This window comes from Helcococcus sueciensis DSM 17243, from assembly GCF_000423145.1.
Lineage (GTDB): Bacteria > Bacillota > Clostridia > Tissierellales > Peptoniphilaceae > Helcococcus > Helcococcus sueciensis.
In genome coordinates this window covers 1-17,560 of the sequence record NZ_AUHK01000028.1, presented here as the reverse complement: position 1 = coordinate 17,560, position 17,560 = coordinate 1, and the positions used below count along the sequence as shown (strand labels likewise).

Annotated in this window: 10 protein-coding genes and 1 pseudogene; 1 reads left to right on the top strand and 10 read right to left on the bottom strand. The window is 28.2% G+C overall.

Features of this window, described 5'->3' with window-relative positions:
• From G534_RS08120 to G534_RS0106405, 9 genes are all read right to left on the bottom strand, one after another.
• The coding region (locus tag G534_RS08120) for a discoidin domain-containing protein (RefSeq protein WP_027348391.1) at positions 1-4,586 on the bottom strand (4,586 nt) is incomplete at its 3' end.
• Between the two features lie 184 nt (positions 4,587-4,770).
• The gene (gene pfkB, locus G534_RS0106440; protein WP_027348390.1) at positions 4,771-5,673 is read right to left on the bottom strand and encodes a 1-phosphofructokinase; all 903 of its coding nucleotides are present in this window, start codon (positions 5,671-5,673) and stop codon (positions 4,771-4,773) included.
• A gap of 13 nt (positions 5,674-5,686) precedes the next feature.
• Positions 5,687-6,244 carry a DeoR/GlpR family DNA-binding transcription regulator gene (locus G534_RS08115; protein ID WP_169513555.1) on the bottom strand — a complete coding sequence of 186 codons (558 nt, stop codon included), beginning with the start codon at positions 6,242-6,244 and terminating at the stop codon, positions 5,687-5,689.
• 466 nt (positions 6,245-6,710) lie between these two features.
• Positions 6,711-6,872 (bottom strand): hypothetical protein, encoded by a 162-nt coding sequence (locus G534_RS08775; RefSeq protein WP_169513554.1) that lies wholly within the window; start codon positions 6,870-6,872, stop codon positions 6,711-6,713.
• Between the two features lie 161 nt (positions 6,873-7,033).
• A complete protein-coding gene (locus G534_RS0106425) occupies positions 7,034-9,016 on the bottom strand; it encodes an AlwI family type II restriction endonuclease (RefSeq protein ID WP_027348389.1) in 1,983 nt (660 codons plus the stop codon).
• Positions 9,017-11,185, bottom strand: coding sequence for a Dam family site-specific DNA-(adenine-N6)-methyltransferase (locus G534_RS0106420; protein WP_027348388.1), 2,169 nt, complete (start codon positions 11,183-11,185; stop codon positions 9,017-9,019).
• 394 nt (positions 11,186-11,579) lie between these two features.
• On the bottom strand, positions 11,580-13,667 hold the full coding sequence (locus G534_RS0106415) for a GmrSD restriction endonuclease domain-containing protein (RefSeq protein ID WP_027348387.1): 2,088 nt from the start codon (positions 13,665-13,667) through the stop codon (positions 11,580-11,582).
• 275 nt (positions 13,668-13,942) lie between these two features.
• A complete protein-coding gene (locus tag G534_RS0106410) occupies positions 13,943-14,449 on the bottom strand; it encodes a hypothetical protein (protein WP_027348386.1) in 507 nt (168 codons plus the stop codon).
• Entirely contained in the window at positions 14,446-16,158 is a 1,713-nt protein-coding gene (locus tag G534_RS0106405; RefSeq protein WP_027348385.1) for a type I restriction-modification system subunit M/S, read from the bottom strand. Before G534_RS0106405 ends, G534_RS0106410 begins: the two co-directional genes overlap by 4 nt.
• Positions 16,159-16,379: 221 nt before the next feature.
• On the opposite strand from G534_RS0106405, the gene G534_RS0106400 reads away from it, so the two are divergent.
• Positions 16,380-17,246 (top strand): BRCT domain-containing protein, encoded by an 867-nt coding sequence (locus tag G534_RS0106400; RefSeq protein ID WP_027348384.1) that lies wholly within the window; start codon positions 16,380-16,382, stop codon positions 17,244-17,246.
• Positions 17,247-17,423: 177 nt separating this feature from the next.
• Here G534_RS0106400 and G534_RS08945 read toward each other — a convergent pair.
• Positions 17,424-17,560: pseudogene (locus tag G534_RS08945) on the bottom strand (IS256 family transposase); the annotation flags it as partial.

Sequence of the window (17,560 nt, the reverse complement as noted above, 5' to 3'; positions counted from 1 at the left end):
GCTCTTTGGACTTTGTATTGGATTTCTACCCAGTTTGGATTACTTGCAGATAATTTACCTGTTAACTTAACCCCTTTTCTGAGTGTTCCTAATACTTTGCCATTTGGTGTTTGTCTTACATTTACTGTAGCTGTTACTGTTCCACTTGCTGAAACTGTATCTACTATTAAACTTCTATATACATATCCATCTCTGTTTTGGTATCTTATTCTTACCCAGTTTGGATTTGTTATATTTAATGTTCCTTCTACATATTCTGCTTTTCCAAGTGTTCCTATTAAAGTTCCATTTGGTGTCATTCTTACATTTGTTGTACCTGACATTAGACCTCTTACTTTTATAGTATCTACTACTAATGGTCTATAGATATATCCTTTATCTGTCTTAATCCAATTTGGATTATCTATTGATACAACTCCTTTTACTACTTCTTCACGTTTTGCTAAACCTGTTACTTCACCATTTGGAGATTTTCTTATATTTGAATCTCCACTTGCGAATCCTTTTACTTCAATTGTATTTGATAGAAGTGGTTTGTATACATACACTTCTTGTCCATAGTAATTGAATTTAACCCAATCTGAACCTTCTTCGTATTCACCTTCCACTACAGCACCAGGTGCAAGTGTTCCTATCACTTGACCATTTGGACTAACTCTAACATTTGTTGTTCCGGTTATATATCCTTTTGCTTCATGAAGTTTTGGTTCTTCTGGTTGTTCTGATTCTTTTACTTTTGCATTTAATAATGCATCTACTAATTCTGCAAATGCTTCGTTTACTTCTTCTTGAGTTAAATCTTCTTTTGCTATAATTTCTTTTGCTTTTGTTATCGCATTTTCAAGATTTTCTTTTGATTCATCTTCTAAATCTTTTTCAAGTTTTGCATTTGCTTTTTCAATAAGTTGTGATAATGCAGATTTATCGATAGTAGGTGTTTCTTCTTCCTTAAATTTAATTGATGTTAGTGCTTCAAGTAATTTTTCTACAGCTTCATCAACTTTTTCTTGTGTTAAAGGAGTTTCTTTTAACACTTCTTTAGCATCAACTAATGCTAATTCTAAATTAGATTTTGAATTAGCTGTTATTTCTTCTCCTAATTCTTCTAATTTAGCTTCAGTATTTTCAATTAATTTTTCTAAAGTCTTAGTATTAACTTCCGCAGTTTCTTCAGGTTTTTTAGCTTCTAAAGCTTGATAAGCTTTATTTAATTCTTCCAATACATTGTCTACATCTTCTTGTTTAACATCTTCATCGTCAAGAACTTTTTGAGAAGCTACAAACTGATCTTCTAACGCTTTAACACTATCTTCTGTTAATAGATCTTTAACGTCTTTTACTAATTCTTTCATTATTTCAAGAGTTTGTCTTAAATCTTCTTTATTTACTTCTTCTTCAACTGGAACTCTGAACAAATCAATTTCAGCAGCTGAAGCAAATTTGTTTCTTCCATCTGAAACTGAATTTAGCACTTCAAATTGAACATATTTTGCTTCCACACCATTTAATTTAGCTGTTTTAGCTTTAGCATTATTATCCCAATTACCTGCTGCAACTATTTCATATTCTTCACCATCTGTTGAAACTGAGATTTCGTATTCAGTTACTATACCATTTGTACCATTTTGTCTTGGTAAGTAAACTAATCTATCAAGTGGAGTAACTTCATCTAATTCTATATTTACTATAAATGGATAAGATCCACCGTTCCAATCACTATGCCAAAATGTTCTTGGATCATTGTCAAACGCTAATTCGATTGGCCCTTCATTTGCAGTAGCATTTGCAGTTTCTTCTGAATTAGCTGTATAAGATTTAACTTCTACTTTATTAGGATCTGTATATTCACCTTTATTTAATGAGAAATTATGAAGTGTACCATCAAATCCACCGATATTTTCTAATGGAAGTATAAATGTTGTATGAGCGATTTTTGGTCGTTTTGGATTTACTATCATTTCTACTTCTTCATCATTTACATACACTTTAGTGTTTTGTTGTGTAGTTACAAATCTTATATTAGTTTTTTCATTTGCTTTTATTTCATAATCAAATTGAATATGATAACGTTCGAATGTATAAGCTAATTTACCTTCTTCGTCTCTAGCAAAAATATTATTTTTACCCCATGAAGATAATACTTGATTATTTTCTTCATTATCTAATGTTATATCAAATTCAAGTACAGCATTGTATCCTAATTGATCTAATCCTGATTCTAAAACTTGATCTTTAGTTAATTTAACAGATTTACCTTTTACTGGATTTCCGTTTTGACTTAAATCATTTAATCCTAGTTTTTCAATTTCTGTTTCATAGTATGGATTTGCATCAGGTGGTAATACTTTGTGTGAGTCTACCTTTTCCTTGAATTCTGTATATGATAATTCATTTCTATCTGATTGCCATGATCTTTCAGCTATATATGGAAGAGAAGCGAAAAATCTTACAAATGCATCACTACTTGTAATACCTGTATCTCTTAAATCAACATAGTCATTCCATAATGCATATGCACCACCTAATAATTGTGGATTTGATTGATCTACGATACTACCGTTATTTCCTCTAAAGTTATTTGGTGCCCAATTTGTATAAATATTTTTATTACTTGCGTAATCTCCATATCCGCCAACACTACCAGATCCATTTGGAACTATATATGTTGGAATATCAAGTATATTGATAATATCATAACCTTCTTTAAGAGCTTGTTGTTCTGTATTCCATCCTCTAGACCAAATATTCATTTGAACGCCTTCAGATGTTACTGGAGTTGAACCATTTTTGGAAGTTAATGAACCCCATAATCTTGGTGTTAACTCTTTATCATCCCTTATATATTTTAGCATATTGTCAACATATCTTCTGTATGATTCAACTGCTCCATAATATTCGTCACTACCGATATGAACTGTATTTAATCCACCGAAATGTTTTGCAATCATTTCTTCATATACTTCTTTTATAAATGGTAATGTTTCCTCATTGTCTAAATCTAACATAGCAACACGTTCTACATTGTTATGTGATCCAACTGAACCTTTGTACATTAAATCAGGACGTACTTTTACAAAACTTAATGCGTGACCAGGTGTGTCAAATTCTGGTACTAAATTCATATTAAGTTCTTCTGCTAAATCTTTGATTTCTTGGAATTCTTGAACTGTATAGTGATCGTCAGATGTTAATTTAACACCATTTTCACCTACCATGTCAGATTCAAGTCTAAATCCTGTTTCTGCAGTATTCATTACATAATCTATATCTCTACCATGATCTTGTAACCAAATATAGTTATCATTTAAGTGTAATTGGAAATCATTTAATTTGTAGTAAGCCATTGTTTTCATAACGTCTTTAACTACATGTAGAGGAACAAATCTTCTACCTGTATCTAGCATGAATCCTCTTAATGCAAATCTTGGATAGTCTCTCATTTCTCCAACTGGTAATTCTTTACCTGCTTGCAATAAAGTTCTTGTTGCATAAAATGCACCAGTTTCTTCGCTAGCTTCAATTGTAATTCCAGATTCTTCTATATTTATATAGTATCCTTCTTTGTCATATCCCTTATCATCAACTTTTACAAATTTGATTGGAATATTTCCTGAAGTTGAAACCCCTGTCAATCCTAATTCTTTATTGAATTGACTTTGAACATTAGCAAAATCACCACTTAGACTTACGCCATCTAGTGCTAATGTTCCTGATCCACCATGCCATTCTTGTATTTCTGGAATAACAACTGGAGAAGCATTTTCCCCTTCGTCTTCATATTTACCTTCTAATGCCACAGTAACTTCTTTTTGAGTATAGCTTTCGCCCTTAGTAAGTCTTAATGTTACATATCCTGTTTTATCTGTTAGTGGTTGGAATACTTCACCATCTTTATTAACTAATTGTGGCATATTCTCACCAACTATTTCTAATTTACTTCCTTCTACAGTTTTTGGTAATACAACAGATGTTTTATCTTCATTTAATTCTAAGCTTGTTATTTGATCCAATGAACTTATAACTTCCCCAGAAAAATCTACAGAATAAACTTCTATTTCATTAATTCCGACATTTACCCAGTTTAATGCACCGCCATCAAAATCTGTTATATCTAATTTTAAATATCTACCATTAACCTTATCAATGTCGATTATTTGACGCTTTTGAGTAACTTTTTCAGTTTGTTCATACACTACTTTGTACTCATTGTTATCATCTGAAACTTGTAATGTATATCCTAAAATATTACTTTTATCAGCATCCCTTTCCCAATCTATAATAATTGTATCTATTTGAGAAATTTTATCTAAGTCAATTACTAATGTAATAGGTTTATCATTTTGATTACTAGAATATCTAGTTGTTGTAGAACCATCTACCAAATTTTCTTTAGTAAAATCGGTACCATCTTCATGATTACTACCTGTTACAGTCTTGGACAAAGCTATGTTTTCCCCTTCTTTGCCTACAAATACATCGCTTGTTTCATCTCCTTCAGCTCTAACAATGCTTAAACCACTGAAAAATGGTAAAATCATCATTACCGCTAAAATCAATGACATTACACGAATACGTTTATGATACATATTTCCTCCTAATATTTTTCTTATATATACATTATAAATGGTAAATTAAATTTATGACAACGTGTTTCTTTTAATTAAACTGATTGTAAAAGCGTTTTTATACACATTTAGATAAGATTTTCATGAAATCTATTAATTTTTATTAATATGAAAATATAAATTATTTTTAACAAGTGAAACAAAATTAAGAGTTTTTATAAAGATATAATATTTCTTTTTTAGTTGCTAATTTTTCCGCAAACGCAGTTGCAGAACCACAACTTACGCTAAATTTGAAAGCTGCTTCTAAAGAATATCCTTTTTTTATAGCATAGATAAATCCTGCAACCATTGAATCGCCAGATCCTACCGTATCAATTACTTTACCTTTTGGAGCTTCTAAGAACATACTATTCCCTTCTTCAGATAAGAAATATGCTCCATCTCCACCCATTGAAATTATGATATTTCTAGCACCCATCTCTTGCAATTTTCTAGTATATTTTTCAATATTTTTATTGTCATGGATTTCAATATTGAAGAAATCTTCTAACTCTCTTAAATTTGGTTTAATTAATTTAGGGACATATTTTAAAGTCTTTTTAAGTGCTTCTCCTGTTGTATCCACCACTATAATTACATCTTTTGATGAAAGTCGTTCCATGATTTCAGCATAAAATCCTTTATCCATAGATGATGGAATGCTTCCTGATAAAAATAAATAGTCCCCATCTTTTATTTCATCTATTTTATCTAATAAATTTTCTTTATCTTCCTCTGTGATTTCTAGTCCTGGACCATTTATCTCTGTTTCTTTTTCACTCTTGATTTTTGTATTTATCCTCGTAAATCCATTTTCTACCTTGATAATGTCTGATGAAATCCCTTCTTTATTAACCAATCTTTCAACTTCTCTACCCGTAAATCCTGCTATATATCCAAGCGCTATACTTTCTTCATCTAGATTTTTTAGAATTTTTGATACATTTATTCCTTTACCACCAGCACTGATGCTTTCTTCACGCATTCTATTTGTTTCACCAATTTCAAGTTTATCAACTCGTACAATATGGTCAATTGCTGGATTTAACGTCAATGTATATATCATTTGTCCCCCTATTCTACAATCTAACTATCTTTGCTCTAAATCCTTCACCTTCAGAAACTTCGGTGATTATCTCGCAATCTACACTCTTTCCAAAACTAACTTGTGAAACTTTTTCAAACTTACTGGAATCAGCCAAAACATATGATTTCTTACATCTTTTCATAGCTTCTTCTTTTACCATTGCTTCATTAATATCAGGAGTTGTAAATCCAAAATCCTTGTGTATTCCATTTACACCAAAGAATCCAATAGAGAAATTAAACCTTGATAAATATTGAGTTGCTGAAACCCCGATGATAGAGTCGGTGCTTAATTTTACCTCTCCAGGTAATATAAAGACTTTGTATTTTAGTGCAGATAATTCACGCGCAATATAAATAGAATTTGTCACAAATGTTACTTCATTTACATTATTTCCTTTTATAAATGTAATCATAGCTTCAACACTTGATCCCGCATCCACATAGACTAAATCATTATCTTTTATAAGGCTCGCAGCAAAATTTCCAATTGCAAGCTTTTCTGCAATATTGATCTTAAACTTGTCATCCATTCTTTCTTCAATCGTCACAAAATTTATATCTTTTACTGCCTGTGCACCACCAAAGATTTTTTTGATTTTTTTGATTCTGCAAGTTCATTTATATCTCTCCTAGTTGTGCCATAGATACATCCAATATATTGGCTATTTCTTCTGTTTTCAACGTGTTGTTTTCATTTAAACTCTCGATAATCTTAGCAAATCTTTCTTCTTTCAACATGGTTATCACCTCTTTTGACAATATATTAGCATATTAAATAATCAAAATCGATCATTTTAAATCAAAGTCAATCAATGTTTTGATGTTTTTCGTTTCTGATTTTAAGCAGAGATGTATTAAAAAAAATCAGGCACGAATTCCAAGTTGTACTTGAAATTCGTGCCCATATCCCTGTTTATTATTTTATAAGATTTATTTACTAGGTAATTACACTATAATTCTAAACTACTTTACCTCAATCTCCACCCCCTCAGTCATATTATTAAACTCTTCATTTTATAACATCATTGCATCATTTTCCATAAACTTATCATATATCTCATCAAGAAAATCTTCATCATCGATTCCCTTTTCAAGGCTGATCAAGGCTTTTACAAAGTCTCTGTAATTGTCTTGTGATAAATCTTCTAAGGTTTGTTTGATTTCGTGGTATTGCATGATTTGCCTCCATAATTGTTCAAACTCTAACAACTTGTTTTTTCATATTGTTATATTTTTTTTCCATTAATTCATAACTAAGATAATGGATATCTATAGTAATTTTCCCAGTTTATTTTACTCAACAACACCATCCATTATCTCGCCACAACAAAATCGAATTATACTGTATACTCACCAGTAGCTTCTTTTATCATGTCATCATGCCAATCTAATGTCTCTAATGGCATCTCATGGAATTTGTCAAACACTTCATATAAATATTTATATTTTATTTCTTTTTCAATAATTTTCTTAAGTGAATCTGTATTCATAGAAATAATTTTCATTCCTGTAATTGTCTCTTCACCCTTTGCATACGGAATTATCTTTCTATATCTAAAATCTGAGATTACATTTTTATCTAGATATGTGCTGACAAAGAGACTATAATCAAATGGATTATTGAATCTAATTCTATAATCACCTAAATGTCTTGAAACAGGCTCCATTTCCATTCTTCTTTGATTATTACCATCTGAAAGGGTTGCTTCAATTAATAATGAGTGTTCAGGATAAGAAGTACAAGCTTCATATTCGTATATAATATCCGCATATCCTCCAGCTGCATGAGTCTTAGGTAATAAATTCGCCTCTAATGATAATTTCATGAATTCTAAAATATTTCCTTGTCTTTCACTTACCTTATACCAAATTATCCCTAAAATATATTCAAAAATAGTCGGTATAGCTGCTTCATCAGTAACAAGCTCTTCAATTCTCTTATCATCACGCGTTTCGAAACAATTTAGCAATTCAATAAGTACTGCATCACTGAATTTTTTATCAATTAAAGTGTTGAATCTCCTATATCTTTCATCATTGATATAGGCTTTTGCTTGCTCTGTATTTTTTATTGTAATTCCTAAATCTTTGCTTAAATCACTATACACTTTACTTATATCCAATTTGAACGCTTCAGATATATATTCTAATGATACATCATCCCTTAAATTCTCATCTTCTATAAATGCTTTTTCATATAGCTCATCAATTATTTCTTTGAAATAATAATTTGGAATGATATCTAATTTTATCATCTGTTCTTCAAATATTATTGTATCAGTGATATTAAAATATCTTCTATTTAAATCAAAATAGTCTGATAATGTAGCCATAGCTTTGAATACATGCAAATATTTGAAAAATACAACTTTTAGTTCCATCTCATTTTTACAAATTTTAAAAGGACAGCTATCATGGATAGAGTCTTTACCATTTTTTCTAATCGTTCCAATATTACTAGTTTTAAATAGTAAGCTTCTCCACAAAGTTCCCGGCTTTTGATTGATATTTTTTGCAGAGTTTAATAAGGATTCATAATCATTTTCACCATCAATAAATATTCTCTTAATATTTTCATACAGTTTAAAATATGACTTATCATAATTTCTGCTTTTACGATTCATACCTATTAAACATATTAAATCTTCATCTACATTAGATTTTAAAAATAGTTCTTGTGAAAGTTTATAGTTTTCCATTTTTATAAGACTATTGTAGATTAATTCTTCTTTTGAAATTTTATTTTCTCTATATAATCTAATATTTGAGATTATATCATTCGAACTTTCTTCATCTGTAATTAATGGAATGAAATAAGTAAATTCATCATATGTTAAATATTCAAGTTCTATTAGGGCTTTTATAACGATTATATATGGTCTAACAACATTTCCCCCTACTTCAATACTAGTTTTTAATAGCTGCTTAAAGTAAATAAAACTATCCCTATCAATATTAAATACATTATTTGATTCAAAAACGCCATCACTTGCTATATCAAGTAATGCTCTTCCAGCTTGTGTAATAAGTCTATCTTTTGTAATTAATCCTATATCCGATAAACCAGATGTTTTTTCTCTAGCATCTTTATCTCTTCTCTTAGCATCGCCTGTTAAAAAGTATTTGTCCTTCATGAAATCATAATATTTTTCTTGTAATTGATTGTTCCAATTCCATGTTGTATTCTTCGTGACTTCCTTGTAAAATTCATCAAGCAATAATAATTGTTCTTCAATCTTTAAATTTAATTTCGCAGTTCTAAAACTTGTAGTTCCTATTACCCAGCAAAAACTTTGATACGGAATACTTTTTATAGTCATTTACACATTCCTCCAATCAACAGGATAATTAGTAATTAAAACCTCTTGAGATATACTATCTCTATCTTTTCTGTGATAATTACTATTAGAATAACTTTTGTTCAAATAATTACAGTAATATCCTTTACTTTCAATCCAATCGTATAATATATCATTTGTTTTATTTTTACTTTTTAATACATTGGATAGAGCAAAACTAAATCCCTTTTTATTAGCCCTATCTAAAAAATCAAGCATATCTCTTTCTTCTTTTTCAGTCCACATTCCATTTTCGTTATATGTTGCATTTGTAATTAAATATGGTGGATCACAGTAAATAAAGGTTTCTTTTGGTAAATCATCTAAAGAAATCTCTCTAAAATCCTTGTTCAAAAACTCGACATCTTTACTCTTCAATTCTTCAGAGAATAGAACAAGTTTACTTCTCATTTTTGAATTAAAATCCCTTTTACCAACTGGAAGATTAAATTGTCCTTTTTTATTAAAACGAATTTGATTATTAAAAGAATACACAATTAATACATAGAGCATTAAATAATCACTCTCTCCATCTTGAGCTTTTTTATTAAAATCTTCTCTTAACTTCAAAAATTTTTCTTTATTATACTCAGCTACTCCTTTACCACTATCACAACCATAATATGCATAACCATATAAGGCTGTATGTGATAAGTCATATTTATCAATTAGGTCATCAATTTGATTTAATAAAATATCAGTCTTAGTTTCTTTAATAAATTTAATTAAATTTATTAATCTTTCATTCGAATCGTTTAGTATCACTTTTGATGAAGAAGAATTTATTCCAACATTTCCCCCTCCAGCAAATAAATCTAAGAAGACATTTTTTTCATCAAACAATGGTTGTATTTGATCTAATAATTTGAATTTTCCACCAGTAAAATTAAATGGACAAGAAATATTCATTTTCTTTTTTTCTTCTATATAGACTTCACATAAAAATAGTCTTTCTTTATTATCTTTAATATCTGATTTACCTGTAGAAAAAGTTTTGTAATCTGATTCAAAAATGGTAACTTTTCCTTTCTTGCTAAGAATCCTCATAATATCTTCATCAGATATTTTTGCATTTGATCTTGCATTTCCCTTTTCAGACATATTATTATAAGATAACAAAATATATTTTGTATCTGCATTTTCAATTAAATCTTCAAATGCTTGTGTTGCCGTAATCATACAATAATCACTTTTAATCGATGTTCTATCCATTTTTCTAGCAACACCAAATACTTCTGGCTTTTCCCATTTTGCAACATTTTCTAGTAAATGATACGCATCGCTATATTGTCTTGAATTGTATGGAGGGTCTAAATACAATAGGTCGCTCTTTATATCTTTAATAAGCTCATTTGCAGCAAGATTATAGCAAAGATTGTTTTGATTAATATCCTCATCTGGAAGTATTACATTAAGTATCAATGATTTATTAAAATCGGCAGTTTTTCTGTATGCATCATAATGTCCAACCGTATTAGCAATCTTATCCATTGCATAAATAAGCGATGTAATTAAAATAGCATATTCCTTAAAATTAATTTTTTCATTTCTATATTTTCTCTCAATATCTTCCCTTATATAACCTATTTTGCTACAATCATCAGCAGAGAAAAAAGTATCAGCAAAATTAGCTCGCATATAGTTGTTTTCACTTGTTTTAACTTGATTGTATTGGTAAATAAGTTCAATTATCTTTTTTTTAGAATATTTTTCATTTCCAAACCATGCATAATTAGTAATATAATTGCTATATAACAAATCATTTGTAATAAGCATTTTATCCTTAAAAGCATTTGCCACTGCACCGGTTCCACTAAATATATCTACAACAATATTTATCCCCTTACAATTATCATCAACCGTTTTTCTTATAAAATCGGAAAGGGAATATTTATTTCCCAGATATCTTCTGTTATTAATATAAGACTGTTTTAATCCTAAATTAGACATTAATTCTTCTGTTTCATCCACATTCTGTTTTTCTTCTTTGTCCAAAAATCTTTTTACAGCAATAACAGAATCCTCATCCCAATAATATCTTCCATTCTCATTTTTTGGTATGAATATATTTTCTTGATCAATTATTTTATATAGGTATGACTTAGAAATATCTAATTCTTTAACAATATCAGCAACTTTAAAATTTGTCATCTAGATCCGCTCCTTTTGCCACAAAATCATCTACTTAGTAGACATTATAGCATTTATTTGTAGATTTTTCTATAGTTTAAGAGAAAAAACAGATGCTAAACGCATCAAAAAATGGAGAATATATTTATAATACTCCCCATATGTTTATAAAACTACTACTATTAGATTAATTACTTTATTTAATTTTCCTATCCCTAAGTTACAAAACTCTATACACAAGTATCTATAAATTTTCTATAAGATTCTGCAATTTTATAATTTTAAGCATCAATTATTTTAACGAAGTCGTAGTATACCTTTACCTACACTAAATAAAAATATTAGAATAATAATTGAATCATTAAGAATAAATTGTTAAAATTTTATTAAAATTTATTTCTCGAAAGTTGTGTAATTAAGTCCTCTTATATGTATTTGCTATTTCTTTTAATGATTTTCCCTCTAAATTCGTCCAATATCCCCAACCATTTCTTGATCCATGAAGTATTATATCTGCTGAACTACTCAATGCAGTTTTTGATTTAGTTTTAGCATTTACCATATAGGATTTTCTAAATACTTTCTTTTGTCCATTATCAAATACTATCCCTTCTTCAATTAATTCTTGTCGTAGAACCTCAACATCAGGATATTTATCTATATTATCAATTTCATTTAACTCTGAACCTTCAAGAATTTCTACATCACCATTATCAATATAAAAAATAGCAGATGCTTTAATACCATTGTTATTGATGAAAATTTCCTCAATTCTTAATATATGATCATCAGCCTTTGGGTAAGGAAATAATCGATTAATTTCTTCTATTAATTCATTAGTTCTATCTCCTATAGCTTTTAAATCCCATCTTTCTTTTTCTAAAACGCTTTGATTAATAATTAAATGAGAAGTCGAAACAAGTATATCATTCTTATAATTCCATGTTTTATTTTGCATTTTGCTATTGTCAACTTTAGCGGCTAATGTTAAATTTCCAAGCCTATTTACATTTCTTTGATACGATTCCTCATCTATATCTAAATATTCATACCAGTCTTTAGTAGCTGTTTGGGGCATGATATGTTCTATGCTTAGATCAGTTAAGTTAACAGGAGCTGGGTTATTATAATGTTCTAGTTTATCAAAAAAGATCCTTAAAGTAGATTTTATTTTATACATATTTGAATTAACTACAATATCATATAGTTGATTATTATCTGGAACATACATACCGTTATTTATATTCTTGAACACTAAATTCTTTTTTAAAACTTCCTCAATATTTTCATAATTTTCGTTACATTCCTCATAAATATCTTTTAATAAAGGTGCAAACATTCTAGTTATTCCACTGGTATCAATATCACATATAGCCCTTCTTATAAGGTAATTATTCACAATTAGAATAAGTTCATCTAATTGTTTAACATTTATTTTTTCATTTTGATAAAGGTCAAAAAATCCCATTAAAAGTGGAGCTGGCATATCGGATAAGATTTTTCTAAACTCTGAAATAGAACTTCTAATATTTACATCTAAATTAAAAATTTTCTCTTGGTATATATCATAATAATATTTTGCAAATTTTATAAGGTCCTTAAAAACTCCTTCTCTCCCTAATAAATCTTCTTCTTTTTTATACCAATTCACAAATTCTATGTATACAGCTTTTTTATTTGGTAGTAACCCATTTTTTACCGCTAAATAAAATCTAAAGAAATTCTCTAATTTTCTTGAATCATCAGATAAATATTTTTCTAATTCCAGCCAATAATCTTTATAATATATTTCTTGTTTTTCACTATCTAAATCCATTAATAAAAAATTTCGAATTAAATCTGAAGCTGTTAGTTGTACACCTGTCGCATTTATACTTTCAAAAATCTTATGAGCATTATCTTCTGAAGATAATGGGATACAAACTAAATACAGATCATTTAAAGCTAAAAGAATTTGGTTGTAATCATAAGACTCGTTAAGCTCTCTAATATATTCTAATATATATATGTAATTTTTGAACACTTTAGATTCCTTATTTGAAATTTGATTAATTTTATCCAATACAATATTTTTGTAAACTTCATCATCTGATACTAGAGGCTTTAATTTATATTTGATTCTGTCATTTGTTGCAAAAGGATTTGTAAGAAACTGACCTTCTAAATTTTCTATAGCTTTAGTTTCTCCTTGTTCTTTCATAATTGCTTTTATTGCATAGAGTATTAGAAAAGTTGTGGTTAATCTTTGCTGACCATCAATAACAGAAAATTCTCTAGTCGAAAAATCAATTGGTGTATCTAGATAAATTATGATACCTAAAAAATGATTCGGATACTCTCCCACTAACACATTTTTTAAGTCATCCAAATATCTCTTAACTTCTTTCTTCTCTCTCCATGTGTAGTTTCTCTGATAAACAGGAATAACAAACTGACTTCCAGAACTATTTTTTAAAAAATCTAATAGTCCAGTCCTAACTGGTGGTTGAAATTTTGAGCTCATCCTTCCTCCTTGTAATTGGTTTCTTTTTAGAAAAATCATGTAATAATTTCTTTAAAAGATTTAAAATCCATATTTTATTCTTTCAAAAAGCTGTAACTCTCATCACCTTTTTTACACCTAAGCTAATACTAATAATTATATAAAACCTTCTATATATATCGTACAAACACTTTCTTATTTCTCAATAATTTAGACAAGAATTTTTTACAATGCTTAAAGGTGTATCATATTTAAATGTATTTCAATCTTCTAGCGAATCAAATTGATACAGTTTTTTAATCAATTTCCAAATAACCAGATTCTATTTCCTTAGAAATAGCTTTCTTGAAAGAAGTTTTCGTGATTTTAAATTCATCTAATGATATAACCTTAGCAATACTATTATTACTTTTTAAATATTCTGTAACACTACTATTATCACCCATACCTTTAGCACTATGAGGTACTGGTCCCAAAAGTATCAATCTGTAATTGTTATTATATTCCAAGTTCTTGAAATTATAATTAGTTACTTCGTCATAAGGGATGTATTCAAATCTCTTCTTATCTATGTTTAAAGACTTTAAACATCCTTGAAGTTCATTTATTTTCACAGATGAACCCCCAAATAGTATTATTTTACCATTTTTTTGTGTTTCATGAAAATATGGAAGTGTTGTAGGCAACAGATCAATTAGTCCATATTTCTCAAGAAGTATACAAAATTGCTCATCATCTTGTTCTGCTAATAAGCTATTTGTAATACGAATGATAGCTTCAGCAATTATAGAGTTTCTGTTCATCCATATATCACCTCACTTAATATATCACTATATTCATCTTGTAAACTTTTTTTCTGTAATCTTATTATTTCATATCTATCAAGGATTGATTTATATTTTTCGGATATATGGATTTCGTGTTCTTTAGAAACTATAGGTATCTTTAACTCTCCGAGTTGAGAAATGCTCATAAAAGATATAACAGAGCCAACCGTTAAACTTTCAATTTGATTTAAACAGTGGTCACTTGATAGATACATTTGAAGGTAATATGGGTTCATTTTATTTTCATCACAATCAATTATATATAATGTACCATTTGTTAATATTCGCTCATCATCTTTAGTTATTAAGATTGATTTGTAATTTCCACCTCTTGTAATTGCTATTTCTTTGTCCTCTATGCAATATATTGCTTCAGAATCTTCAATATTAGTTAAACTACTCAATGTATCAATTGAAAATTCGTCACTTATATCACCAGCTGTCAGCAATTTATAATTAGTATTTTCATTTGATAATCTATCTTTTAAATCTTCTTGCTTTATATTTGCATAACCTCTTCTTATTTCAGCAACATCTTTCAAATAAACATAGTTTTCCAAGTTTAATTCTTTAGTAGTATATCTTTTAACCAAAAAGCTATAATCATTCTCTGATAACTCTTCAAAACTTACATCTCTAGACTTATCTGTTTTTTCATTATAGGCTTTTAAAATATTACTTAAATTGTTTTCATCGATAATATTTATTTTGGTTTCTTTTTTATACATTTCACTCGCATCAACCATTTTTATAGACTTATTATCTTTAGATAATACTATTAAATAAGTTGTAATTCCTGTTTCAAAAAATATCTTAGCTGGTAATTCAATTATCGTTTCAATCAAACCTTTATCCGCAAGATATTCACGAATTTTTGTATCCCTTTTGTTAAATAAAATATTAGAATGGACTACAAAAACCGCTCTTTCAAAATTAGGATTTAATGTAGCTTTTAATAAATATATCCAATCGCTATACGATTTAAAACCGTTTTTTTTATAAAAATTGATTAATTCTTTGTCTCGAACTATTTCTTGTAAATAACTCACCATAAATGGAGGTATACTGAATATTTTGTTGCAATTAATATTGCTTAAATCTGAATTAATATATTCACCTTGAATAAATTTTATTTTGCTTCTATCTTCACTAAATATTGATGCTTTTATTTGTGATTTTAGAATACTATCTGTTCTAACATCTAAACCACATATATAGTTTTTTGGAAATTTAATTAAATAATCCATAATAAAATCTCCATCCATACAATAAGGATGCAAGACTTTATCTCTATCTTTGATTTTTAAAAGATTATAACTAAGATCTCTTAACCCTTTAGGAATGTATATTCCCGTGTCCATCCCGCGCATTCTAGATTTGATTTGGGTATCAAAATTTAATATTATAGATTTCAGTTGATTTTCATTAAAAATATCTCTAGCGTTTTTTATAATATCTGAGTATCTAGAATCTATTCTATTGAAGAGAATTTCTATCGACTTATTATCTTTCAATAAATTATTAGATTTAATAGTTTCAGCATACAATAAAGCTCTTGAAAAAATATAGAATATATCATCTATATTACTTATTTTCCCTCTCCATTTATCCATAAATTTATAGTATTCATTCCCATCTACTTCGTTAAATGTTTTCTCTAATTTAATATAATCAGTTTTTTGCAATGTATAATACCTCCATTTATTTTATTATGGTTATTGTAAACCATAGAATTTTCTTTGTCAATGGTTTTTTGTAACCATTTTATAATGTGAGCTTGTTTGCTATAAAAAAGACCTCAAATCTAAGGTTAAAGATACTTTTTTAAAAAGAACTCATTAATTTATTATTTTATTGATAGATTTTTATTTATCTTCTATAATCTATTTAACAGGAGGATTTCATTATGTCTAATAAAAATTACACAAGAAGGATAATCGATGATTACTGTGTTTTAGATACAGAAACAACAGGTCTTTCAGCATACTACAATGAAGTTATTGAGATTGGAATTTTAAAAATTAGAAATAATCAAATAGTTGATACGTACTCTCAACTAATCAAACCAAGATATAAAATTGATGAGTTTATAACTGAACTTACAGGAATAAGTAATGATATGGTGAAAGATATGCCCAGTATAGAACAGGTTAAAGATGAGGTGCTTTTATTTATAGGTGATGACATACTAATTGGACATAATACCTCTTTCGATATAAGATTTTTAAATGCTGGATTTAAAATAGAGTTAGAAAATTTATATATGGATACAGTTCAATTTGCTAGAAAGTTATACCCTGAACTAAAACATCATAGGTTATCAGATTTGAGTGAGTATCTGAAAATTTCTACTAATAAACATCGTTCAATTGCTGACTGTGTAGCTACAAAGGAATTATATGACAAAATAAAGAATACTATGATTAAACGTGATTTGAGCATTAAAGATTTATGGGTAAAAAAATCGCATGGTGGCAAAGGTATAAATATTAAATCAATAGTGCCTACTGAAGTTGAAATTGATGAAGATAATTTCTTCTTTAACAGACATGTTGTATTCACAGGAAAACTTGAAAAAATTATTAGAAAAGATGCTATGCAGATTATAGTTAATCTTGGTGGAATTTTAGACAATACTGTCAATAAGCAAACTAATTATTTAATTCTTGGTAATAATGATTATAACGCTATACTCAAAGGTAATAAATCATCTAAACATATAAAAGCAGAGAAATTAAAGTTAAATGGTCAAGACATTGGGGTCTGTAAATAATTTTGTGTATCAACCTATTTCCTGATATTAAAGGGTATGGGTTGATACATTTTTTGTATCAATAGATATTCATTTCTTAAGAAATGAAGCTTAACTTAATTTTACACATTATTAATACACTGTCAAATTTTGTTAAAAATTTGCAGATATTTTTTACTATTACTTTCTATTTTTTTATTATATCCTCCCTTCAAAATATATTGATAATTGTGATAACACCTTATCCCAACCTCTTATTCTACTAGTCCACTTAGCTGAAGCATCTGCCATAGCTAGATAAAGACTTTTTTGTAATGCATAATCATTTGGAAATA